The sequence below is a fragment of the Acidobacteriota bacterium genome (assembly GCA_034211275.1).
Lineage (GTDB): Bacteria > Acidobacteriota > Thermoanaerobaculia > Multivoradales > JAHZIX01 > JAGQSE01.
The window spans coordinates 1-23230 of the sequence record JAXHTF010000106.1; the positions used below are offsets into that span (position 1 = coordinate 1).

Consider the following 23230-nt stretch of genomic DNA (forward strand, 5'->3'; position numbering starts at 1 on the left):
GCCCCGCCGGCCCCGCCGAGACGGGTATGGAGGCCGGTTCTGATCAGCATCCGACGGCAGAACAGGCTTTTGAACGGCTCAAGAATCTGGCCGGGACCTGGAACGGCGAGGCCGCCGGAGAAGGCAGGGCGGAGGAGGAAGAGGTGGATGGCTTCACCGTCAGCCATACCTTCCAGGTGTCCGCCAACGACTCGGTGGTGATGGAGACCATGAATCCGGGTACCGACCACGAGATGATCAACATGTACCACCGGGACGGCGAGGACCTGGTGCTCACCCACTACTGTGCCGGCGGCAACCAGCCCACCATGAAGATGGATCGGGCGAAATCCAGCGCCGACGACTATGTCTTCGAGTTCACCGGCGGCACCAACCTCGATCCCGCCGTCGACCCCCACATCCACGCCGGCGGTCTGAAATTCGTCGACGACGACCAGATCGAAAGTCGGTGGATCTCCCACCAGAACGGCGAGCAGGCCGGGGTGATGGTCTTCCACCTCCAGCGCGCGGAGGGCTGACCGCCCAGGGTGGGCCGGCGCCCGCCTTACAAACCGGCCTCGAAGAGGAGCGTCTCAGCTCCCCGCCCGATACCCCGCCCGGGCGCGGGCGCTGAGGGCGGGATCGTCGAGGCGAACCTCCAGCGGGTGGTAGCCGGCGTCGGCGGCGACGCGGACGCTGAGCAGGTAGTAGCCGCTGGTCTGGCGGGCGATGGTGCGCAGCGGGTCGAGGGCGGAGCGGATGCGGAAAAAGCTTTCGCCACCGGTGCCCAGAGCCAGCTGGTCCGCCCCGGCGGAGCGCCCGCGGCCCAATAGGTCGAGGGAGTACACCGCCACGTTGGCCTCGTTGAGGGCTTCTTCCGCCCGGCGATAGGGATCGATCGCCTCCGGCAGCCGCCCGGGACGCGGCAGATCGCTACCCAAGAGCACCAGATTCTTGCGTCCCGGCAGATCGCCCAAGAGCTCCGCCAGAGCCGGCAGGTCGTCGAGCACGGAAGGCTCGACGTCCACCGCCGCTCCCCTCTCCCGAGTCTCTCCCGCGCCATGCCAACTCCGCCGGGCGAGGGGAGACGGCCCTTCCGGAGCCGAGCTGCGGGACGGCCAGGCGCGATCCGCCAGAGTGCCGGAACAGGCGATCTGCACCGCGCTCTCCAACGCCGGACGATGGGTGGTGAAATCCTGCAGCAGCACCAGCTCCCCATCCCAGGCGAGCACCGCCACCCGATCCGAGGGCAGCAGATCCTCCTGCATCCACTGCCGCGTGCGGCGGGCACTCTCCGGCAGCCGCTGCCGCAACGCCGGGTTGCCGTCCGAAGCCAGCGGCGGGCGGTGGAAGAGGAGGACGAAATGCCGCTCCACTTGTTGCTCCCCGGCGGTCTGATCCTTCACGGCGGGCTCGTCGCCGGCACCACCGAGGCCGCCGAGAAACGAGCGGCTGCTGTAGAAGGAGGCACCGGTCACCGGTAGCTCCACGCCGTCGCTCCAGACGTGGAAATCCTCCGCCCCCAGCCCCACCACCACCGCGCCTTGGGCATCGGTGACCAAGACATCCAGCAGCACCTCGGCAACTTCCACCTGGCCTTCGAAGACCTCTCCCTGCCGCGCTGCTCCCTCCGCCTCGACCGGGTCCGGGAGCTGGGCCAGCGAAGAGAACGCGAGAAGGAGTGCCGCCGGAACCACCAAGCCGACGATGCGCCAGGAGAGAGGAGTGCAGATCATGAGCGGATCTCCTTGAGGGCGATGGATGGGAGGAACCCCGCTAGGATATCAGCGCTGATGGAATCCCAACGTCGTCCTCAGGCACCGCCAGGCGCCGCCGGGCAGCCGCGGCGCAGTATCATGGACGGCGGCCCAAACACCGATCATCCGAAAGCGGGGCCGGATCCGCGAACGATCATGGCTTCGATCAGGGCAGCACCCAATATTCAAGCATCCAACCATCGAAGGGATCACGATATGCCAGAGGTCCACGTCATCGAGCATCCGGTCATCCAACACAAGCTCACCTTGATGCGCAAGAAGAGCACCAGCACGGGGCAGTTCCGCGCCCTGGTCCAGGAGGTGAGCATGCTCCTGGCCTACGAGCTGACCCGCGACTTTCCGCTGGTGACGGAGACCATCGATACGCCGCTGGAGACCATGGAGGCGCCGGTGCTGGAGGGCAAGAAGATCGCCATCATTTCCATTCTGCGGGCCGGCAACGGAATTCTCGACGGCATGCTCCAAACCCTGCCGTCGGCGCGGGTAGGACACGTCGGCCTGTTCCGCGATCCGGAGACGCTGGAACCGGTGGAGTATTACTTCAAGGTACCGCCCCAGATGGAGGATCGGGACGTCATCGTCGTCGACCCCATGCTCGCCACCGGCAACTCCGCCATCGCCGCGGTGGAGCGGATCAAGAAGACGCAGCCCCGATCGATCAAATTCGCCTGCCTGCTGGCGGCGCCGGAGGGTATCGAGGCCTTCCACAAGCAGCATCCGGACGTCCCCATCTTCACCCCCGCCGTCGACCGCTGCCTCAACGACCACGGCTACATCCTTCCCGGGCTGGGGGACGCCGGGGACCGCATCTACGGCACCAAATGAACCGCCCCCCCATCAGCCGGCCCCGAAGGAGCCGACACCACGGCGACGAGCGTCGGCCGTGAGCGGCAGCGGCTCCAGCGACAGCCACCGGCGGATCTTCGCGGTGGTGCGGGCGATCCCGGAGGGCAGGGTGGCCACCTACGGGCAGGTGGCGGCCCTCGCCGGCCTGCCCCGCCACGCCCGCCTGGTGGGCTATGCCCTCCACGCCCTGCCGGAGGGCTCGGACGTGCCCTGGCAGCGGGTGATCAACGCCCGCGGCGAGGTCAGCCCCCGCAGTGATCCCGGACCGGCGGAACACCACCAGCGCTTCCTGCTGGAGGAAGAAGGGGTGGAGTTCAACGCCGCCGGGCGGGTGGATCTGCGGCGGTTTCGCTGGGAGCCAGAGGACGATTTCGAAGCTCATCCGGACGATAGCTCCATCGCCGACTAAAATCTCGCCTGCCCCATGCGCCCCACCCTCTCCCCCCTGGACCTGGCGATCATCGCCCTCTACGTGGTCTTCGCCCTGGGCATCGGCAGCCGATTCTTGCGCCGCGCCGGGCGGGGGGTGGAGAGTTTCTTCGTCGGCGACCGCAAGCTCCCCTGGTGGCTCGCCGGCACCTCCATCGTCGCCACCACCTTCGCCGCCGACACTCCCCTGGCGGTCACCGGCATCGTCGCCGCCGACGGCATCAGCGGCAATTGGATCTGGTGGAGCTGGGCCATCGCTCACCTCTCCGCCACCTTCTTCTTCGCCCGCCTGTGGCGCCGATCGGGAGTCATCACCGACGCCGAAATCACCGAGTTGCGCTACGGCGGGCGGCCGGCGGCGGCGCTGCGGGTGGTCAAGGCACTGTACTTCGGTATCTTCATCAATTGCCTGACCATGGCCTGGGTGATCGCCGCCATGGTCAAGATCTCCCGCGCCTTCTTCGATTTCGAACCGGCGGTGGTCATCGCCGTCTGCGTCGCCGTGTCGGTGACCTACACGGTGCTCGGAGGCTTCCGCTCGGTGGTGATCACCGACCTGGTGCAATTCGCCCTGGGCATGGGAGGGGCGGTGGTGCTGGCGGTGCTGGTGGTCCAGGGCTTCGGGGGCATGGGAGCGTCGGAAGCGGCCCAAGCGGCGGGCCAGGGTCTTTTGCCGGCGCTCGATCAGGCGGTGGCGGAGGCCGGCCACCGCACCGTCGGGGACGTACTCTCCCTGGTGCCTCCGGCGGAGCATCCGACCCTGCCGCCGATCTTCTTCACCGTCTTGCTCCTCGCCGGCTGGTGGCGCTATGCGGAAGGCAACGGCTATATCGTGCAGCGCCTCGCCGCCTGCCGGGACGAGACCCAGGCCCAGGGCGCCAGCCTGTGGTTCAGCATCGCTCACAACGCCTTGCGGCCGTGGCCGTGGATCGTGGTGGCGCTGGCGGCGCTGGTGGTCTTTCCCCAGCTTCCGGGCACCGCCCCGGACAGCCTGCGGGCCACCGCCTCCGGGACCGGTAGCACGGGAAGCGACTGGGTCGCCGCTCCCGGCCACCTGGACGTCGCGGTGGGTGGGGAAATCGAGCTCCGCGGGCTTCCCGCCGGGGATTGCTCGGTTTCGGCTCAGCCGGCGGGGGACGCTCCGGCGGTATCGGCCCGTCGCGTCGAACGCCACAGCGACCGGGTGGTCGCCGACTTCGGCTCCTTCCCCGACAGCGGCTTCTACACCCTCGAAGCCCGCTGCTCCACCGCCTCGGAGACAGTACCGCGGACGGCGCGCCTTCCCGGACTGCGGGTGGAGCTGACGGACCGGGAGATGGCCTACCCGCTGATGATGGGCCGCACCCTCCCCTCCGGCCTCCTGGGCCTGGTGGTGGCGAGCCTGCTGGCGGCATTCATGAGCACCGTGGACACCCACACCAATTGGGGCGCTTCCTATCTGGTGCAGGACATCTACCGCCGCTTCCTGCGCCCGGCGGCGGCGGAGCGCCATTATGTGCTGGTCAGTCGCCTGGCCATCGTCGCCATGGCCATCCTCGCCGGCGTCGCCGCTCTCTTCGTTCAGGACATCGCCGCCGTCTGGCGCTTCCTGGTCACCCTCGGCGCCGGCCTGGGCAGCGTCTCCGCCGCCCGCTGGTATTGGTCGCGGGTCACACCCTGGGCGGAGCTCGCCGCCATGGCGGTCACCACGGTGCTGGCGGTGCTGCTGGAGCTGCTCGGCACCCCGACCCTCTTCGGCGGTCCCAATCCGTTCTTTCTCACAGCAGTTCCCGGCTGGGTGAAGATTCTCGCCATCGCTGGTGCGAGCCTCGGCACCTGGATCCCGGTGGCCCTGCTGGGGCCGGCCAACGACCCCGCCACCCTGCAACGCTTCGCCCGCCGAGTGCGGCCGCCGGGACCGAGCTGGCGCCCCTATCTCGACGGCGAGAGCGAACCCGTCCGCGGCTCCATCCTGCGCTTCGGCATCGGTCTGGTGGTGGTCTTCGGATCCCTCGCCGGCATCGGCGACCTGGTCCTCGGGAATCCCTTGCGGGGACTTCTACTATTGGCCGCCGCCGCCCTCGGTTTGTTCAGAATCCTCACAGATTCTGTCTCATTTTTCTCATCCGAACCCAAGAAAAGATAAATCGCAATATTCCGAAGCGCCGGAAGCCCGCTTCGAAAGCGTCTTTTCGCCGTAGCCTCCCTGACCGCTGTCCGGTCGGGAAAATGAGACATATTGCGAAAAGCATCCCAAAATACTGAGACGGATATCGATTAGAGATATATAGCTACCTCAAGCCCTTCGAACAAATATTTTAATTCCATAAATATGCTTGACAGAATCTGCACGCCGGGAGTAGCTTCTTTAGCAGTTGATGCTGAACGCACCCGAAAGGAGGCAACAACAACCGTTCAAATCGACTGGCTCAAGAAGGTCACTTACTGACAGATCCAATCACTGACGGAGGATTTCGTGCGAAACCAGATTTTCAGTCTCACCGCCTGCCGATTCATCCTTTCTTTCCTCACGGCAGCCCTGGCTCTGAGCCTCACCATCCCGGCTCAGTCCCAAACCATCGACACCGGATTCATTTTCAAACCGCTCTCCATATGCACCTTGGTCAACACCGCCGCGGTCGACGACAAATTCACCGATGGCGAGACCCGGACCTACACCATCCGCGGCGAGAGCACCAACCTCGCTGGCTACGGTGGCTCCGCCAGCGGCTGCGGACTGCCCGGCTTCACCACCGGAGTCCTCGAGATCCAGAATCGGGTGGCCGCCATCGCAGTGAACATCAAGACATTGGGCGTGGAAGGTCGCGGCAGCATCAAGGTCTGGCCCGCCGACGAGCTCGATTCGCCCCTGCCCATCGACAACTATGAAGACACGGTTCCGCCGCTGAAATTCAACAATTTCGCCATCATCCCCCTATGCGGTGAGGTGGGGGTGGATCCCTGCACCAGCGGCGACATCAATGTTCAGATCAACGGCGCGCCGGCGCACGTGAAGCTGGAGGTCACCGGCTACTTCATGGAAATGGCCCAGAACTTGGTTCGGGTGGCCAGCCCCGGCGGCGACTTCACCAGCATCGGGGAAGCGGTGGATGCCATCACCGACGCCTCCCCGGACAACCCCTATGTCATCGAGGTCTCGCCGGGAACCTTCATGGAAGACGGTCCCATCGTGCTCAAGCCGGGCATCAGCGTGGTCGGGTCCGGTGCGGAATCGACGCTCATCACCTCCGCCAGCGACGTCGTGGTGATGGGTTCGGACGACTCCCGCCTGGCTTCCTTGACCATCTTCAAGGAGGACGGCGCGGACGTGGTGGGCATTCAGAACATCGGAGAGTCCCCGACGTTGGAGAATCTCAACATCGAGGTCAGCGGCGGTTCGTCGAGCAATATCGCCATCCACAACGACGGATCCTCGCCAGTTCTGAAGGACGTCTCCGCCATCGCCCTCGGTGCCGACTCCACCGCCATGCTCAACGAGGCTTCTTCGGCCCCAGTGATCCGCGATTCGAAGCTGGAAGGCTTCGTCGAAGCCATCGCCAACCACACCGATTGCGAGACCACCTTGATCAATACTCAGATCTCCGGAGATCTCGACGGTGGCGGCTTCACCTGCATCAACTCTTTCAACGGTCTCTTCTCTCTGCTCAACAACTTCTGCCTCTCCTTCCCTCTCTAGGCTGCCAACGCACCTGAAGGACAAAAGGCCACGGGCCGACGCCTCCTTTCGGGGGTGTCGGCCCGTGGCCTTCATGGGCTCGAAGAGAGCTTGCTCCAAGGAGCGCAGCTCCCGGAGCCTAGCAGCCCGTGGTGAAAGTCGAGCCGCGCTACGCGCGGCCCTTTTCCGCCGAATCTTCGTTCGAAAACCTCGTCGATACTCGCATCGCCTGCGGTTTTCCGGCCTTGATTCGGCGAAAAATTGCTCGCTCTCGCTGGCGTCTGACTTTCACCACGGGCTGCTAGCTCCTCTGCTACGGACAGGTCAGGAAGGCCCGAGTATCTTGAATCGGCAGGAACGCCGTGCGTTGCGGGTTGGTGTAGGTGCGGGTTCCGCCGCGCTCCGTATCCTCCACCGTGAGCTCGAACTCGACGTTGGTCAGGCCCCCGGCGAAGACCCAATAGCGGCCATTGACCGCACAGCCATCGATCACCTTGACCACCAACTCCACATTCTCCGCGTTGAAGAACCAGAAATAGCCGGTGTCGCCGGTGAGCTGGACGGCGCGGGCGTCGCCACCGATCATCCCCGGCGGATTGAAGGTCCCGCTGACCCGGAAGCGGCCGCCGTTGAGGCACATGGCATTGGCGGTAGCGGTACAGGTTCCGCCGCCGGGACCGCTGTCGTCGTCGCTGATGGTGACGGTGGCGGTGGCAGGAGAGCCCAGGCTGGCCCCGCCGGTGGGGTTGAAAAGAGTGACGGCGAAGGTCTCGGAACCTTCCATCACGCTGTCGTCGAGGATCTGGACCTGGAAGCTGCGGGGATTGTCGTCACCGTCGGGCCATTGCAGGGTTCCCGAGGTGTTCTGGAAGTCGGAGCCCGGTGTCGCGCTGCCGCCGGCGGTGGCGTATCCCACCGAGATATTGCCGTCGTCGTCCCCGTTCGACCGGAAGACGGTGATGGTGATGGCGCCACCGGTCTCGTTGGCGGTGTAGGCGGCGGAGGAGAAGAAGAGCATCCCCGCGGGATCCTGGGCGTGGGCAGTGGGTCCCCAAGCCAGCCCGGCGAGAAGAAGTCCAAGAAGAACGGTGACACAATGATGCTGGCGCATGAGAACCTCCTGATGAGGGGTACGTAGGTCGAATCGAGAACCGGTTCGGAGAGTTCCCGTCCACCCACGAACTGCCGATGGACACCCTCGATCCCGATCTCTTGGATTTAGTGTACAACCCGCCGAATGAACCTTCGATGACATCGTCCCCGCACGCTCCCGTCGCCCGGCCACGTTCTGGTGGGCGGACTTTGCGATGGGGCGCCGCCCTGGCGGTGGCCGGTCTGTTGGTGCTGGCGTCGGGTTGCTCCGGCGTGCGCTTCTACACCCAGAGCCTGCGGGGCGGTCTCGAGGTGCTGCTCCAGCGCCAGCCCATCGAAGAGCTGGTGGCGGACCCCGCGACACCACCGCCGGTGCGCCGCGGCCTCACCACCGCCCTCTCCGCCCGCGCCTTCGCCAGCGCAGAGCTGCACCTGCCGGAGAACGACAGCTACCGCAGCTACAGCGACCTCGGCCGCCCCTATGCCCTGTGGAACGTGGTCGCTGCGCCGGAGCTCTCCATGCGGCCGGTGGAGTGGTGCTTTCCCTTCGCCGGCTGCGTCACTTACCGCGGATACTTCTCCCGCCAGCGCGCAGAAGCCTTCGCCAGAACCCTGGAGCGCCGCGGCCTGGATGTGCGCATCAGCCCGGTGACCGCCTACTCCACCCTCGGCTGGTTCGCCGACCCGGTGCTCAACACCTTCGTCGAGCTGCCGGCACCGCGCCTCGCTGCCCTGGTCTTTCACGAGCTAGCGCACCAACGGTTGTACTTGCCCGGCGACACCACCTTCAACGAGAGCTTCGCCACGGTGGTGGAGCTGGCGGGAGTGGAACGCTGGCTGGAGGAGCATGGAGAGGGCGACCAGGTCGCAGCCCAGCGCCGGGCGAAGGCGCTGGAAGCCCGCTTCGTCGACCTGGTGCTCGAGCACCGCCAGCAGCTGGAGGAGATCTACGCCACCGACCGCGGCAAGGCTTGGAAACGCTGGCACAAGGGCCGGATCCTCGGGGAGCTACGAGACGCCCACCGGCGTCTGGAGCGGGAGGACCCGATCTGGGCCGCCTACGAGCCCTGGTTCTCCCGCCCGTTGAACAATGCCGACCTGGCGGCGGTGGGGGCCTATCATCGCTACCAGGAAGGATTCCAGCGCTTGCTGGAGCAATGCCGCGGCGAGCTGCCCTGCTTCTATGCCGCCGCCGAAGAGCTGGCTCAAGCCTCGCCGGAGGAGCGGGAGCGGGTCCTGAGCCCGCCGACTCTCTAGCAGGTCCTGTAACGGGCCGGTCCTCTATCCCCCGTCAATTCTGGTCCGAGACCACCGCCGACCAGGCCCCCGCATTCCCGCCCTCAAAATCGTCGGAGAAGAGGCTGGCATCGGGCAGCGCCGTCAGATCGCCGCTCACCACTAGGGCGTAGGGTTGGGGCCCCTGGGGCAGATTGAAGGCGTCGACGGTGACCGTGTACTCCCCCGCCGCCGGTGCCGGCAGGTAGACCTGCTCCACCGTGTCCCGGTGGTTGAAGGTACCGCCGGTACCGGAGGCGCCGCCGGCGAAAACGTTGCCCCGGAAGGTGCCGGAGGGACCGCTCACCAGCAGATCCAGGTCGTTGACCAGATGCACCGCCGCCACCGGCGTGGAGGGGTAGTCGGTCCAGGTGAGGGTGACCTTGAGAGACTCTCCCGGGCTCACCTGAAAGGCGGAGCGGCGGGTCTGATCCGGCCCCACCGATGCCGGTCCGCTGGTGTCGTCCTCGATCCACAGATCGCGGTCCTCACCGGCGAAGTACAGTACGTTGTCCAACAGCACCCGGCCCCAGCCCTGGCAATCCGCGGGGATGGACTGGCCGACGCTGGTCATGGCCTGGGCGGAGTGCACCAGGGAGCCCTTGAGCAACGCCGCCGACGGGGTGAAAGCATCCCCCAGCTGGGCGCTGCCGGAGGGATACCAGCCACCGGTGTAGTACTCCCGGACCAACGCCGCCGCCCCCGCAACCCCCGGCGCCGCCATGCTGGTGCCGCTCATGGAGCGAGTGTTGCAGTTGTTGGTGCCGGTGTTGGAGTCGTTGTTGGCGGAGATGATGCTCTCCCCGGGCATAGTCACGTCGGGCTTGATGCGGCCGTCGTCGGTGGGGCCACAGCTGCTGAAGCTGGCCAGGCTCTCAGCGGAGGAGCCGCGGCGGGTAGCCCCCACGGCGACCACATTCTTGCCCGTGGCGGGACTGCCCACGGTCTCCGACGAGGGGCCGGAGTTGCCGGCGGCGAAGACCAGCAGGAATTCCGGATGCTCCCACATGAACTCGTCAGCGTCCTCGCTGCCGGCACTGTAGATATTGTGCGGAGTGAAATTCTCCCGATCCCCCCAAGAGTTGGTGTGGATCCGTGCGCCCTGGTCGTAGGTCTGCTGGAAGATGGGGTTGAGGTCCACCACCGGGCAACCCAAGCCCGGTAGGTCAGCACAGTTGTCGAAGAAGACCCCGCCGTCCTGGATCACCAGCCGTGCCGCCGGCGCCAGGCCGTCCCCGGCGTCGCGGACCCCGGGAGTGGCCGGGTTGTCGCCGGCGACGGTGCCGGCCACGTGGGTACCGTGGTCGTGGGTATCCCACTCGAAGGCGCTGATGCCGCCGGCGCATTCGCTGCTCCACAGGAAGTTCACCGCGATCACCTTGCGCTGGGAGCCGTCGATGGCGGTGCCGCCGTCGCAAGGGTTGATCGCCGGCAGACCCGCCGCATCGTCGCGGAAGAAACACATATCCGGATCAATGCCGGTATCCAGCACCGCCACCGTCTGCCCGGCGCCGAAGATGCCTTGGTCGTGCACCGGCGTCGCCGCACCGCCGGAGACACCGCTCTGAGCCACCCAGCTGGTGGTGTCGTTGAGCAGCACCCGTCGGCCTTCGAGGTCCAGGTGGAAGACCTCCGGTAACCGCGCCATGGCCCACCGCAGATCGACGATCTGCTGCGCGGTGAGCAGGAAGCGCAGGCGGCCGAAGCGCTCCCCCGCCGCCGAGCCCACCGGCGTGCCGGCTCCGAGATCCATCAGCCGCCGGGTCACCGTAGCGAGATCCCCGTCGGGGAAGACGCGCACCATCACCGGCAGCCGGTGGGCGGTAGATTTCTCGTCCCCGAGGGTCCCTTCAGCGCCGACCGCAACTCCATCCGCCGTGATCGCCGCCAGGCGCCGAGAGATCTTGTAGGCCGGCTGGTAGGTCCCCAGCCAAGAGGCCTCCACGGCCCTCGCCACCCGGCCCCGCTCTACAGCGCCGAGGGACTTGGTCCGCACCAGGAAGGTGTCGTGGGGCAGGTAGGCGTAGACTCTTTCCACCACAGCTCCGAGCGCCCGCTGCTGCTCCACCGAAGCAGGCCCCGAGAGCTTGACCAAGAGCACCTCGCTCCCGGCCTCCCCCTCGGCGATAGCCAACCCCTCCTCCAAGGCCTGGGGCTGGGCGGGATCGAAGAAACCAGATTCCAGCAAGATCAGGTTCCGATCCTCCGCCCCCGCCGGCGCCGCCGGCAGAGCGAGGAAGATTCCGCAGACCAACAGACAACAGGTCACCAGGAAGGTCGAGCGCACGGTTGCTCCTCTCGAAAAGCAAAGGCCTCGTCGGTGGTCGTCCATCGAAGACAAGCCGACGGGCGGAAATCTAGTTCAGATTCTGGATAGTAGCAGCGGGCTCACGGGTAGGTCCGCACAAGGAGCTCAAGGAAGAACCGGCATGGGCACACCAACAGCCTGCATCAAGTGCTCCGCCAACTCTAAGAAATCCTGGTCCGCTCGCTGCACCGAAGAGGAGTGAGCACCGATGGCCCCGTCGGCGGCCTTGAGGTGAAAGATGGGCTTGCGTGCCTCCTGAGCCATAGGCATCAGGCTGCGATAGTGCTTGAGAAGTGCCAGGCAATGGGGATCCTCGGTCACCGTCATAGGCTCTTCCAATGGCTGCCACAGAACGTATTTGGCGTAGGTACCCGGAATTCGGCGAATCCACTTATCGTAGGCCTTCACCGGCCGGTCCAGACGAACCGCGTGCTGGAGGACGATATAGCCCGCTGGCTGCATCGCTCCGGAAGGGAGCTCAAGCTCCTCCGGGCGCGGGTTCTTTCTCAACCTATCCTGCCACTCCTCACGCCAACGATGAAGCGTCGGCCCCAGATTGCGCAGGCCCTGGAGTGAAAAGAGATCCGGTGACACCGGCACCGCCACGTGGTCCGCCGCAATCAATGCGGCGCGGTTGATCGCCCCCAAATGCGGCCCCAGATCGACCAGGATGACAGAAGCTCCGTGCTCTTCGGCGGCCTTCTCTATCACTCTCCAGAACGACGAAATAACGCGAAACGAGCGCTCCTTGCCGCCAAGACATCCAGACCATTGGCTTGCAAGCTCATCCTCGAATTGGGATAGGGAGAAGTCTCCTACCAACAACGCCAGAGCGTCGTCGACGATCTCAACGTGGGCGGGCTGAATATCCCCGGTTCCTCGCATCAGGGGCTGCACCGCCTGAAAGACCGTCCCCCGGTCTGCTTCGTCGCTCCACAGCTCCTCGAGCCGATCCTCGTCAAGGAAGGCGGCGCTGAGGTTCGCCTGGGGATCCAGATCCGCCGCCAGGACCCGCAGCCCCTCATCGGCCAGCTTCCAGGCCAGGTGGTAGACCAAAGAAGTCTTGCCCACCCCGCCCTTGTTGTTGAAGAAGGCGATGGAGACCGGCGTCATGAGCGCCTCCGCACGATCGCCAGAACGTTCTGGTCCGTCGGTTGCAGCTCCAGCGGCGGGTTGCCGTTGGCTTCCAGCTGCTGGCGAGCGAGGGCAATGCCCACTCCGAATCGCTGAACAAATCCCAGATTCTTCATCGCTTCCGCCAGATGGGGATTGCGGTAGTCGGTGACCCCGGGCTGGCCGAAGTTCTCACGGGTCACCTGGCCATAGGGACCCCCGGGGTTCTGAATCTCAATGCGGTCGTCAAACCACGTGATGCGTACCGGTGCGTGAGTGCCTTCGTAGTTGCGGTGCAGAACGGCGTTGCGCACGAGCTGCTGGAGCGCAGCGATGGGATAGTCGGCTTTGCGGACATCAGTATCTCCAGCCAGGAGATCGAGGCTTACAGAGATGTGCACTTTCAGGGTCTCGTCCAGCTTGGTGAGCAAATCCAGCAGGGTGCCGTCGATCTCCCGTTGATCCTTGATCGGGTCGGTAAGATCTCCTCCCTCGATACGCAAGAACTGGACGTAGTCCGCGGGTATGAACTCACGGGGATCTCGCCCGAGCACCAGAAGTCCCAGGTGAGTAGGGACACCGTCCGGCGTGGTCATGCGCAAGGACGCCAGCTGCTCTTCGAGGGTTCGCTGATTCTGTTCCAGTACCTCCCCCGCCACCGCGCTGGGAAGATAGACCTGCTGAAAGTGCTCCAGGTCCAGGTTCTCGAGGGTGGCTGCCGGCTCCGGCCGCAAGTCGAAGGGCAGATCACCGGCGCGGCGCCTCTCCGTCAGCTGGCGCTCATCCTCAGGACTGGCCTGCCGCGTGGTGGGCCCCACCCGTACGAAGGTCCGGCCGTCCAGACGCACCGGGGGAACCTTCGAAGGCTCAACCTCGAGAACCGCAACCTCACAGCCCGCCAAGGTTCGTTTCTGCACTCGCAACGTCGGGAAGGGTTGGATCTTGCCGTCGGAACGCATCTCGGTGAGCTTCTTCAGCATCCCGTCGGTGATTTCCAGACTCGCGCAGGTACCGTCATCCTCAACGCCCACGAAGATCACGCCGGGACTACCGTGGTCCGGAAGGTCGTTGGCCAGGGCGCAGATAGCCCTCCGAATATCCTTGGTGTCCCTGGCGGAACGCTTGCGCTCGACCCGATCTGATTCGAGATCCCGCAGCAGTGCCTCCAGGCTGGTCTCATCCAGGGTCATGAATCCTTCTCCGATGCCGTCCTCACCGCGACGGGGTTCTTCAACTCGACGGGGTTTTCCAACACGACCAGCAGTCTAGCAGCGTGGCCCCCTCCGCCTACTCCGCCGCCTCCTCCCCGGCTCCGGCGGCGGCTTGGACGGTGACGGGGACGCCGGAGAAGGCGGCGTTGCCGGAGACGGGGTCGATGCGCTGGTCGTCGGTGAGGTCGTTGATGCTGGCGCCGGGGTGCTCGGTGGCGGTTTCCAGCTCCACACCGGATCGGCCGTGGCCCCAACCGTGGGGCAGGCTGACGACGCCGGCCATCATCTCGTCGCTGACCTCCAGAGGCACCTCGATGCTGCCCACCCGCGAGCGCACGGAGACCCGGGCGCCATCCGCAAGGCCCCGGGCGGTGGCGTCGTCGGGATGCATGAGGAGGGTGCAGCGATCCTTGCCGCGCATCAGCCGGGGATAGTTGTGCATCCAGGAGTTGTTGCTCCGCACCTGGCGCCGGCCGATGAGTTGGAGGGCTCCCGGCTCCCCCGGGGTCCCGGTCTCGGCCTGGGCCGAAGAGCCGGCGGAGTCTCCCGCGGGCAGGTGCTCCCGGAGCCGCACCAGATCCGCCAGCAGCTCTTCCGGCGCCAGGTGCAGCCGGCGGTCGCGGGTGCGCAGGCGCCGCGGCAGGCTAGGCTCCAGGGGGCCGAGATCGATGCCGTGGGGGTCGTCCAGCAGATTCCGTAGCCGCAGGCCTTTGGCCAGGGGGTTGAGGCCGCCACCGTAGGGACCGGTGCGCAGCCCCAGATCGAGCAGCCTGCGGGGCCCGAGGCGGCCCGTCAGCCAGCCCGCCAGGCGCTTCTTGAGCGGTGCCTTGCGGGGGCCGAAGCGCTGCAGCCGGCTGCGCAGCTGGTCGAAGATCTGCCAGTCGTGGAGCGCTCCCGGCTCCGCGTCGAAGACCGCCCGGGAGAAGCGCGCGGTGTTGCGCACCGCCAGCGCGTGGAAGGCGAGGTCGTAGTGCTCGTGCTCCAGCGGCCCGGTGGGGGGCAGGATGAGGTCGGCGTGGCGGGTGGTCTCGTTGACGTAGAAGTCGATGGCGACGAAGAAGTCCAGCTCCCCCAGAGCCCGCTCCAGCCGCCGGCCGTTGGGGGTGGAGAGCGCCGGGTTGCCGGCGTGGGTGACCAGCGCCCGGATCTGCCCCTCGCCAGGGGTCTCCATCTCCTCCGCCAGCGCCGCCACCGGTAGCTCGCCACCGAATTCCGGCAGGCCCCGTACCCGGCTCTTGAAGCGGCCCACGCCGCCGCGCCCGGAGGATTTCACCACGTCCACCGCGGGGCGGGCGAAGAGGGCGCCGCCGGGGCGGTCGAGGTTGCCGGTGACGGTGTTGATGACGTTGATCAGCCATTGGCAGAGGGCACCGAAGGCCTGGGTGGAGGCACCCATGCGGCCGTAGCACACCGCCGACGGCGCCTCGGCGAAGTCCCGCGCCAGCTGCCGGAGAGTCTCCGGCGCCACCCCGGTGCCCGCCTCCACCGCCTCCGGGGTGAAGGGTTCGACGGCCTCCCGCACCGCCTCCAGACCGTCGGTGAAGGGAGCTAGCCGGCGCTGGAACTCCTCCTCGCCGGCTCCCCCTCGCGGCGACGAATGGAGCAGCTCGCGGAGCAGCGCCGCCAGCAGTAGGGCGTCGCCGCCGGGGCGGATGAAGAGGTGCTGATCCGCCAGCTTCGCCGTCTCGGTGCGCCGTGGATCCACCACCACCAAACGCCCGCCGCGGCCCTGGAGCTCCTTCAGCCGGCGGCGGATGCCGGGAGCTGTCATCAAGCTGCCGTTGGAGGCCAGCGGATTGGCTCCCAACATCAGGAAGAAGTCGGTGCGGTCGACGTCGGGCACCGGAATCAGGAGCATGTGGCCGAACATCAGCCGGCCCGCCAGGTGGTGGGGCAGCTGGTCCACGGAGGTGGCGGAAAAGCGGTTGCGGGTGCCGAGGGCGGAGATGAACGCCGGCGCGTAGAGCAGGGCTCCGTAGTTGTGCACCGTCGGGTTGCCCAGATAGACCGCCACGGAGTGACGGCCGTGCTCCTCCTGGACTCGCCGCAGGCGCCGGGCGGCGAGATCCAGCGCCTCCGGCCACTCCAGCTCTCGCCAGCCGTCGCCGGTGCGGAGGCGCGGCCGGCGCAGGCGGTCCCCATCGGTGTGAATGTCCTGCAGCGCCACCGCCTTGGGGCAGAGATGGCCGCGGCTGAAGGGATCGTCGTCGTCGCCGCGGATGGAGGTGACCTTCCCCTCCTGGACTTCGATGCGCAGGCCGCAGATGGCCTCACAGAGGGGGCAGGCACGGTAGTGAATCTCAGCCATGGATGATCTCCTGACGACCGGCAGAGGATGAGCTCGGCGAACAACAAGCTCAATTCGAGAACGTCGCTCGGGAGTCTATCGCGTCGCTCTGCCCAGGCTCGGAGCAAGGCATCACGGGTGGGCCATCACGGGTGGACCGTAACGGGTGGACCGTCAGAGTTGGTATGGGATCTGCAGTTCTTTCTCTTCGATGAGCCGAAAAACTCCCATGGCAACGTCGAGGGGCGGGCATTGCTCTCATCACCCAGCGGACGGACCGTTCGCCTCATGCCTCTCCATTTTCTGTCACCGCCGCTTCAACTCTTTGGATCAACCGACTCGAAAAGGCCTCCCCCAGGCGCCCCGGGAGCGCCTTCGGCAGAATCACCGAGCGGACGTCAAGTCACTGAAAATAAACAACTTCCTTTCGAGACAGTCAGCCCTCAGCAGCGCCCGCGAAGGGGCGGCAGTCTCGACGAGAAATGGCACTACATTTGCATATCTACATCACCGGAATTCTTCTGCGGGCGTAGAGCGACGGTTCTTCGCGGATAGACGTCCAAGAAGGCAAACCGTCTCGAAGAAGGCCGACCGGTCGATGGATCACTCAACCACCTGGTGGGGGGACAATCAATGGAAGCAGCGATGAACAGCACGAGGAACACGTTGATGGACCAGCACTTCGCGACGGCGCCGGACGAGACCCTGTCGGAGCGCCGAGCCAAACGGCAGATGAGCAAGACGTTCAAAGCCCTTTCGGACGAAACGCGACGGCGAATCCTGGAGCTCCTGGAAGAGAATCAGAGTGCGGTTGGAGGGATCGTAGAGAACTTCAACCTATCTCAACCTACAATTTCGAGGCATCTATCCATCCTTCGAGACGCAAATCTCGTGATTGATGAGCGTCAAGGACAGTCGGTGATCTACCGCCTCAACCACGCTGAGCTGGCTGCCGCCATGCGCCGGTTCTTCCAGCAGTTCCGCTCCTGCGAGGAGATGCTGCGGGATGTCCCCGGCGGCAGCGCATCCACCCCGACGGTGGCCGGCGAGAGCGACTCCGGCATGACCAGCTGAGCCTCGATCCACTCCCCAACAGCGTCCAAGAAACAGCCCAATTCCTCCTCCGGCGGCTTCCGAGCCCCGGAGCTGGACGCTTGTCTGTCGTCAGAAACGGGGGCCCATCGTTCTCATTCTCTGGGCTCCCTCGTCTCACCGTCTCAAGACGGAATAGAGGCTTAGAGACATGGGAATATCTCCCGGGCAGGTAGAAACTCCCTGCTCTCCGGCGAGTCTCCGGAGCGAGGATTGTGAGACAATCCGCCGTCATCATGTTTCCCAACGCCCAAAATCCGAGCTCCGAAAACGAGAGCCCTGCGCTCTCCCTCCCCCGCCCCAACGTCCTCTTCGTATGCATGGGGAATATCTGCCGCTCCCCCGCCGCCGAGGGCGTGTTCCGCTCGCTGCTGGCGGAGCAGGGATTGGACGACCGCATCGGCGTCGACTCCGCCGGCACCATCGGCGCCCACGCCGGGGAGCCGGCGGACGCCCGTATGCGCGCCGCCGCCCGCCAGCGAGGCTATGAGCTGACCAGCCGCGCCCGGCGGGTGCTGGAAGGAGATCTCGACGCCTTCGACCTGATCATCGCCATGGATCGGGAGAATTTCCACGACCTCCAGGCCCTGCACCCCGACCCCCGGGGGCGCCTCCGGCTCTTCGCCGACTACCTCCCGGAGACCGCTCCCCGGGACGTCCCGGATCCGTACTACGGCGGCACCCGCGGATTCGAGGAGGTGCTGGACTTGCTGGAGACCGGCTGCCCGGCGGTGCTCGAAGAGCTCGGGAAGGTACTCGACGAGTCGTCTCGCCCCGCGCCATGACTCCGGGTACCGCGCTGCCCCGGGATCTGCAGCAGGAGATCGAGACGCAGCTGAGCGCCGACGGCGGCGAGATCTCGATCCGCAATGCCCAAGTCGCCGGCGGCAGCAGCTTTCACCGCAGCTGGACCCTCCACCTCTCCAACGGCCGCGAGGCCTTCCTGAAGAGCAACTCCGCGGCTCCCCAAGGCATGTTCCAGCGGGAAGCGGAAGGCCTCCGCGCCCTGGCCGCCGCCCGTGACGCACAAGCTGGTCTCGAGGCCGAGCTGATGCTGCCGAAGGTGCTGGCGGTGGGCGAGGCCGGCCACCCGTTCTTGCTCCTGGAACGCATCGCTACCGGTCCTCGCCCGGCAGGCTTCTCGGCGCGTTTCGGCCGCGCCCTGGCCCGACTGCACAAAGCGAGTACCCGAGATCCCCACGCCGCCCAAGGCTATGGCTTCGAACACGACAATTTTCTCGGCACCACGCCCCAGCCCAACCCGTGGACCGAGGATTGGGTGGACTTCTGGCGCCGCCACCGGCTGGGGTTCCAGCTCGATCTGGCGCGGCGCCAGGGCCTCTCAACCGGGGAGCTGAATCGTCTGGGGGATCGGGTCCTGGACCGGCTGGGGGAGCTCATCGGCGAGCCCATGGGCGAGACTGGAGAGCCGCCGACGCTGATCCACGGGGACCTCTGGGGCGGTAACTACTTGGTCTCCGCCGACGGCCTGCCGGTGCTCATCGACCCGGCGGCGTACTATGGGCGCCGGGAGGCGGAGCTGGCCATGACGAGGCTCTTCGGCGGCTTCGACGCCGACTTCGAGAGCGGTTATCAGGAGGTCTGGCCCCTGGAGCCGGGGGCCGAGGAGCGCCTTCAACTCTACCAGCTCTACCACCTGCTCAACCACCTCAATCTCTTCGGCGGCGGCTACCTCGACTCCTGCCTGCGCCTGCTGCGGCGTTTCGCCTGACGACGGAAACTCGTCTCCCCGAGCAGCGTGCGTGTCACCAATCGCCGCTCAGCGTGCGTCAGATCGTCAAAGCGCAGGAACGAGGCGCGGAGGCGTACTGGAGAGTACGCCGCACAAGCCGAGAGACGAGCACTTGACGAGATGGCGTGCGATCAGCGGCGACCCCACGTACGGCAGATGACGCACGCATTAATTCCCCCGATGCCCATATTGATCTTCCCCGCCACGCTGCCGTCGCCGGCGACCTCCGGCTGATCGAGCACCAGGGAGTCGAAATAGGGCTGCACCTGAGGATGCAGCTCCGCCTCCTGCAGATCCACGGGATGGAGCTTGCCGGTCACCACGCCGAGATGTTGGGCGGTGAGCTCCCAGCCTCCGCACACCGACATGCCGTGCCCGAAGGAGCCTTTGCGGGCGGTGAAGCGGGTCTTCCCCGGCAGCACCGCCAGGGCGTTCTGCAGCTCCTGCCAGTCTCCCGGGGTGGCGGTGGCGTGCATATCCCAGGTGGAGACCTCCTCCGGCTCTACCTGCGCCACCGCCATGGCCCGGCGCATGGCGCTGCGGGGGCCCTCTTCCGACGGGGTGATGATGTGGTCGGCGTCGGAGCTCACCGCCACGCCGACGATCTCCAGCCCCAGGGGCTGCATTCCCTTGGCCATCAGGTAGTCGGCGTCGCCGACGATCCACACGCAGGCGCCGCCGGAGACGTGGGTGCCGCGCATGCCGGTGAAGGGCTTGGAGACGCGGCCGTCGTGGGACATCACCCGCGCCTGGTAGAAGCTGCCGACGGTGAGGGGATGGGGCTTGGGATCGGTGGTGCCCACCACCACCACCTTGGCCTCGCCGGCCTGGATGGCGGCATCCGCCAGCTTGAGGGCGGCGCCGAAGCCGGCGCAGGCGGCGATGGGGGCCACCGCCGGGCCGGTGATGCCGCCGAGCATGGAGATCTGGGCCGCAGGAATATTGGGGATATTCCACAACAGGCGGGCGTCGACGGCATTCCACGGCTCTGTCGGGCACTGCCAGCGGTCCCGCAGCTTCTTGCGCGCCGCCAGCTTGCGGCGGATCACATGGCCTTTGGAGCTCTCGACGTCGTCGCCGATGCCCTCCGCCTCGATCTCCTGCAGCTCCGCGAGGAAGTCCGCCAGGCCCTGGGAATGGCGCGCCCAGAACTCGTGCCAGCGGTCCGAGGCTTCGAGAAAGCCGTCGTCGTAGGGATCGAGCGCGGTGGGATCGTGGTCCGCCAGATCCGCCGGTGCCTCCAGCTCCACCAGCAGCTCCCGCGCCGCCGCCTCGTCGAGGCTGCGGTAGCGTTCCAGCGGCGGACAGTGAGGAGCCTTGCACCAGAAGCGGTTCCAGCGGCGCTGGGCGCGCTGATACTCCCGGGCGATGTCGTATTGCACCGAGAAGTCGCCGAGACCGGTACCGACGTAGACGTGGGCCTCGGAGCCGAGGCTTTTGAGCTCCTCTTCGAGACCGGGATTCTGCCCCAGGGCCTGGATGAAGGCACCCAGAGCGTACTTGACCATGTCCCCCATCTTGGCGTCGAGCATGGAGAACCGACGGGGCTCGAAGCGCTGGTCGATCCACGGCCGGTAGACGCTGAAATCGAAGTCCGGCTCCCCCACCAGGAAGTTGCTCGGACCAAAGCCGTCGAAGGGCTTCAGCCAGGTGGTGGCCCGCTCCAGGTTCTTTTCAAAGGCTTCGATATTCGGCGACCGGGGAGCCACCACTCCCCAGCCGAAGATCCCCACGCGCTTCCTTTCCGTGCTCATGGCCAGCGACTTTACCCCATGCCGTGCAGGGATGGGCCGGCATCGGTACAATCGACGGCGCCGACCGGGCCGCCGAGCCTCGCGGCAAAGCTTCGATGCCGGCGCGTCCAGCGCCGGGCCCCGTTCATCCGCCAGGAGATTGCACCCCATGCGACCGATTCTTTCCGCCGTTCTCGCCCTCCTGCTCCTCGCCCTGCTGGTCCCCACGGAGGCCCACGCCGCCCGCAAGGGGAAGAAGTCGGTGCGCATCGAGGCGGTGGTGAACAGCCCCGAAGGCGAAGCCCTGCCGGGGGTCTCGGTGCGGGTGACGAGCCCGGAGGCGCCGGGCTGGTCCGAGCAGCTGGTCACCGACGACAAGGGGCGCTTCGTGGTGACCCTCGAGCGCGCCGACCGGAGCTATCTCTGGACCCTCACGGCGGAGGGTTACGACAGCCTCATCACCACCCTCGAAATCGACCCCCGCTACGACCGTACCTACGAGCTCACCATGCCGTCCTTGGACAGTCCGGAAGCGCTCCGGCGACGGGCGGTGGAGCTCTACAACCGCGGCGTCGAGGAGCTCCAGAGCGGCAACGCGGAAACCGCCCTCGCGACCTTCGAGGAGGCGGCGGAGCTCAACCCGGAGCTGATGGAAGCCCAACGGGCCATCGCCGAGGCCGCCCTGGCGGCCAACCGGCCGGAGCGCTCCGCGGAGGCGGCGGAGGCGCTGCTGGCAGCGGACGAGGACTCGCTGCCGGCCCTGCGGCTGCTGCTGGAGACGGCGCTGACCTTGAAGGACGAAGAGCGGCTGAGCCGCGCCGTCGAAGGGTTGGCGGCGGCGGTGGCGGAGGGCTCCGACGAAGCGGTGAAGATCGGTTCCTACTCTTCGGTGCTGGTGTTCAACGACGGTGTCCTGCAGCAAAACGCCGGTGAAGCGGCCCAGGCGGAAGCGCGCTTTGTCGCCGCCACCCGCCTCAACCCCGAGCTCGCCGCCGCCCACGCCGCCGTCGCCAGCTACCGGCTGCAACGGGAGGACGCCGCCGGCGCCCTGGAGAGTGCTCAGCGGGCCCTGGAGATCGACCCCCAGAACGAGTCCGCGCTGAGCCTGCAGATCTCCGCCGCCAGCGCCCTGGGAGACGAGGACGCCCTCGCCGCGGCGGTGCAGGATCTGGAGGCCCAGGCTCCGGAAGCGGCGCAGGAGCGGAAGTACCAGGAGGCCGAGAGCCTGTTCAAGGCGGGCGACTACGAAGCTGCCCGGGCGCAGCTGGAAGAGGTGGTGGCGGCGCGGCCGGAGATGGCGGAGGCCCACTACACCCTGGGCCGCTGCTACCTCAACCTGGGCAATAACGCCAAGGCCAAGGAGCACCTGGCCAGAGTCCAGGAGCTGGCGCCGGAGTCGTCCTGGGCTCGGGACGCCGAGGAGATGCTGGGCTATCTGAACTGAGCCCGGCGCCGGGAGGCACTCCCTTCCCGGAACCACTCCCTTCCTGGAACCGAACCCTCACCATGATCAAGCTGCGCAGCCTCGGCCCGGGCATTCTGCTGGCCGCCACCTCCGTGGGGGCCAGCCACATCCTCATGAGCCCGGAGGCCGGTGCCCGCTATGAGCTGCAGCTGGTGTGGCTGGTGCTGGCGGTGCACGTGCTCAAATACCCCGCCTTCGAATTCGCCCCGCGCTACGTGGCGGCGCGGCGGGAGTCGTTGCTCGAAGCCTACGCCCGAGCGCCGGGCCCCAAGCATTGGGCGCTGTGGATGGGCCTGCTGGACATGACCCTGCAGGCCGCCGGCGTGCTGGCGGCATTGCTGGGGCTCACCGCTTCCTTCTTGGTGGCGGCGGTGGGACTCTTGAGCCTCGGCGGCTGGAGCTTGGTCCTGGCCTTGGGGCTGCTGGCGCTGCTGCGCTGGGGCCGCTACGCCTCGCTGCGGGCTCTCAATCTGTTGCTCATGCTGCTCTTCGCCCTCGGCACCGCCGTGGCCTTCTTCGCCGCGCCGCCGGCGGCCTCGGAGCTGCCGGGGATGCTGCGACCGAGGCTGCCGGAGGGTTCGATCCTGCTGGTGGCGGCGATTCTCGGCTTCATGCCCACCTCGGTGGCGGTGTCGGTGTGGCAGAGCCTCTGGGCCCTGGAGCAGGGCCGCTTCCGCCCCGGCACCCCGGACGCCCCGGCGGAGCGCCGCTCCCGCCTGCGGGAAGGGCTCGCGGATCTACGCCTGGGCTACGGCCTGTCGGCGCTGCTGGCGGCGGCCTTCGTCTGCCTCGGCGCCACCCTGCTCTACCCCCGGGGCCTGGTACCGGAGGGGCCGGAGGTGGCCACGACCCTGTCCCAGATCTACACTTCGGTGCTCGGGCCGTGGATGGGACCGGTCTTCCTCACCACCGCCTTCTTCGCCCTCCTCACCACCTGCTACACCTCCATGGACGGCTTCCCCCGCACCTTCGTGGCGGTCCTCCAGGTGCTGCGCGGCGAGCCCGCCGTCTCCGCCGGCGGGGTCAGCGGCGCCAGCCCGCGAGCCTATTGGATCTTCCTGCTGGCGGTGACCTTCGGCGGCATGGCGATCCTCGCCGCAGTGCCCGACCCGGCGGCGGTGGTCAAAGTGGTGGGTGCCCTCGGCCTGCTTCTCTCTCCGTTTTATTTCGGCCTCAATCTGTGGGCGGTGACCCGCCTCATCGAGGATCCGGAG

At 66.8% G+C, this 23230-nt stretch carries 18 protein-coding genes; 11 read left to right on the forward strand and 7 right to left on the reverse strand.

Features of this window, described 5'->3' with window-relative positions; genetic code table 11:
• Positions 1-518: hypothetical protein (locus SX243_15875; GenBank protein MDY7094450.1), on the forward strand; the 518-nt coding region annotated here is incomplete at its 5' end.
• Positions 519-572: 54 nt separating this feature from the next.
• Here SX243_15875 and SX243_15880 read toward each other — a convergent pair.
• The gene (locus SX243_15880) at positions 573-1715 is read right to left on the reverse strand and encodes a VWA domain-containing protein (GenBank protein MDY7094451.1); all 1143 of its coding nucleotides are present in this window, start codon (positions 1713-1715) and stop codon (positions 573-575) included.
• Positions 1716-1952: 237 nt separating this feature from the next.
• Between SX243_15880 and upp the strand changes: the two genes are divergently transcribed.
• From upp to SX243_15900, 4 genes are all read left to right on the forward strand, one after another.
• Positions 1953-2582 (forward strand): uracil phosphoribosyltransferase, encoded by a 630-nt coding sequence (gene upp / locus SX243_15885; protein ID MDY7094452.1) that lies wholly within the window; start codon positions 1953-1955, stop codon positions 2580-2582.
• Between the two features lie 58 nt (positions 2583-2640).
• A complete protein-coding gene (locus SX243_15890) occupies positions 2641-3012 on the forward strand; it encodes an MGMT family protein (GenBank protein ID MDY7094453.1) in 372 nt (123 codons plus the stop codon).
• A 15-nt stretch (positions 3013-3027) separates the two neighbouring features.
• Positions 3028-5157, forward strand: coding sequence for a sodium:solute symporter family protein (locus SX243_15895; protein ID MDY7094454.1), 2130 nt, complete (start codon positions 3028-3030; stop codon positions 5155-5157).
• Positions 5158-5487: 330 nt separating this feature from the next.
• Positions 5488-6708, forward strand: coding sequence for a hypothetical protein (locus tag SX243_15900; GenBank protein MDY7094455.1), 1221 nt, complete (start codon positions 5488-5490; stop codon positions 6706-6708).
• Positions 6709-7000: 292 nt separating this feature from the next.
• Here the strand turns inward: SX243_15900 and SX243_15905 are convergent, their stop codons facing one another.
• Entirely contained in the window at positions 7001-7798 is a 798-nt protein-coding gene (locus tag SX243_15905) for a Calx-beta domain-containing protein (GenBank protein ID MDY7094456.1), read from the reverse strand.
• A 137-nt stretch (positions 7799-7935) separates the two neighbouring features.
• Between SX243_15905 and SX243_15910 the strand changes: the two genes are divergently transcribed.
• A complete protein-coding gene (locus SX243_15910) occupies positions 7936-9036 on the forward strand; it encodes an aminopeptidase (protein ID MDY7094457.1) in 1101 nt (366 codons plus the stop codon).
• 34 nt (positions 9037-9070) lie between these two features.
• On the opposite strand, the gene SX243_15915 is transcribed toward SX243_15910, so the two are convergent.
• The 4 genes from SX243_15915 to SX243_15930 all read right to left on the reverse strand — a co-directional run bounded on the left by SX243_15915 (position 9071) and on the right by SX243_15930 (position 15994).
• Positions 9071-11341, reverse strand: a complete 2271-nt coding sequence (locus SX243_15915; GenBank protein MDY7094458.1) for a S8 family serine peptidase — start codon at positions 11339-11341, stop codon at positions 9071-9073.
• A 126-nt stretch (positions 11342-11467) separates the two neighbouring features.
• Complete coding sequence (locus SX243_15920; GenBank protein ID MDY7094459.1) at positions 11468-12475, reverse strand: AAA family ATPase; 1008 nt, start codon at positions 12473-12475, stop codon at positions 11468-11470.
• Positions 12472-13665 carry an ATP-binding protein gene (locus SX243_15925; protein ID MDY7094460.1) on the reverse strand — a complete coding sequence of 398 codons (1194 nt, stop codon included), beginning with the start codon at positions 13663-13665 and terminating at the stop codon, positions 12472-12474. Before SX243_15925 ends, SX243_15920 begins: the two co-directional genes overlap by 4 nt.
• A gap of 97 nt (positions 13666-13762) precedes the next feature.
• Positions 13763-15994, reverse strand: coding sequence for a molybdopterin oxidoreductase family protein (locus tag SX243_15930; protein MDY7094461.1), 2232 nt, complete (start codon positions 15992-15994; stop codon positions 13763-13765).
• Between the two features lie 711 nt (positions 15995-16705).
• Here SX243_15930 and SX243_15935 point away from each other — a divergent pair.
• The 3 genes from SX243_15935 (at position 16706) to SX243_15945 (ending at position 18797) form a co-directional block, all read left to right on the forward strand.
• Positions 16706-17047, forward strand: coding sequence for a metalloregulator ArsR/SmtB family transcription factor (locus tag SX243_15935; protein MDY7094462.1), 342 nt, complete (start codon positions 16706-16708; stop codon positions 17045-17047).
• 233 nt (positions 17048-17280) lie between these two features.
• A complete protein-coding gene (locus tag SX243_15940; protein MDY7094463.1) occupies positions 17281-17850 on the forward strand; it encodes a low molecular weight protein-tyrosine-phosphatase in 570 nt (189 codons plus the stop codon).
• The gene (locus SX243_15945; GenBank protein MDY7094464.1) at positions 17847-18797 is read left to right on the forward strand and encodes a fructosamine kinase family protein; all 951 of its coding nucleotides are present in this window, start codon (positions 17847-17849) and stop codon (positions 18795-18797) included. Before SX243_15940 ends, SX243_15945 begins: the two co-directional genes overlap by 4 nt.
• Before the next feature lie 152 nt (positions 18798-18949).
• On the opposite strand, the gene SX243_15950 is transcribed toward SX243_15945, so the two are convergent.
• Positions 18950-20572, reverse strand: coding sequence for a beta-ketoacyl synthase N-terminal-like domain-containing protein (locus SX243_15950; GenBank protein MDY7094465.1), 1623 nt, complete (start codon positions 20570-20572; stop codon positions 18950-18952).
• A gap of 148 nt (positions 20573-20720) precedes the next feature.
• On the opposite strand from SX243_15950, the gene SX243_15955 reads away from it, so the two are divergent.
• Together SX243_15955 and SX243_15960 are read left to right on the forward strand one after the other, a co-directional pair.
• Positions 20721-21995, forward strand: coding sequence for a tetratricopeptide repeat protein (locus SX243_15955; protein ID MDY7094466.1), 1275 nt, complete (start codon positions 20721-20723; stop codon positions 21993-21995).
• Positions 21996-22057: 62 nt separating this feature from the next.
• On the forward strand, positions 22058-23230 hold a 1173-nt coding region (locus tag SX243_15960), incomplete at its 3' end, for a divalent metal cation transporter (GenBank protein ID MDY7094467.1).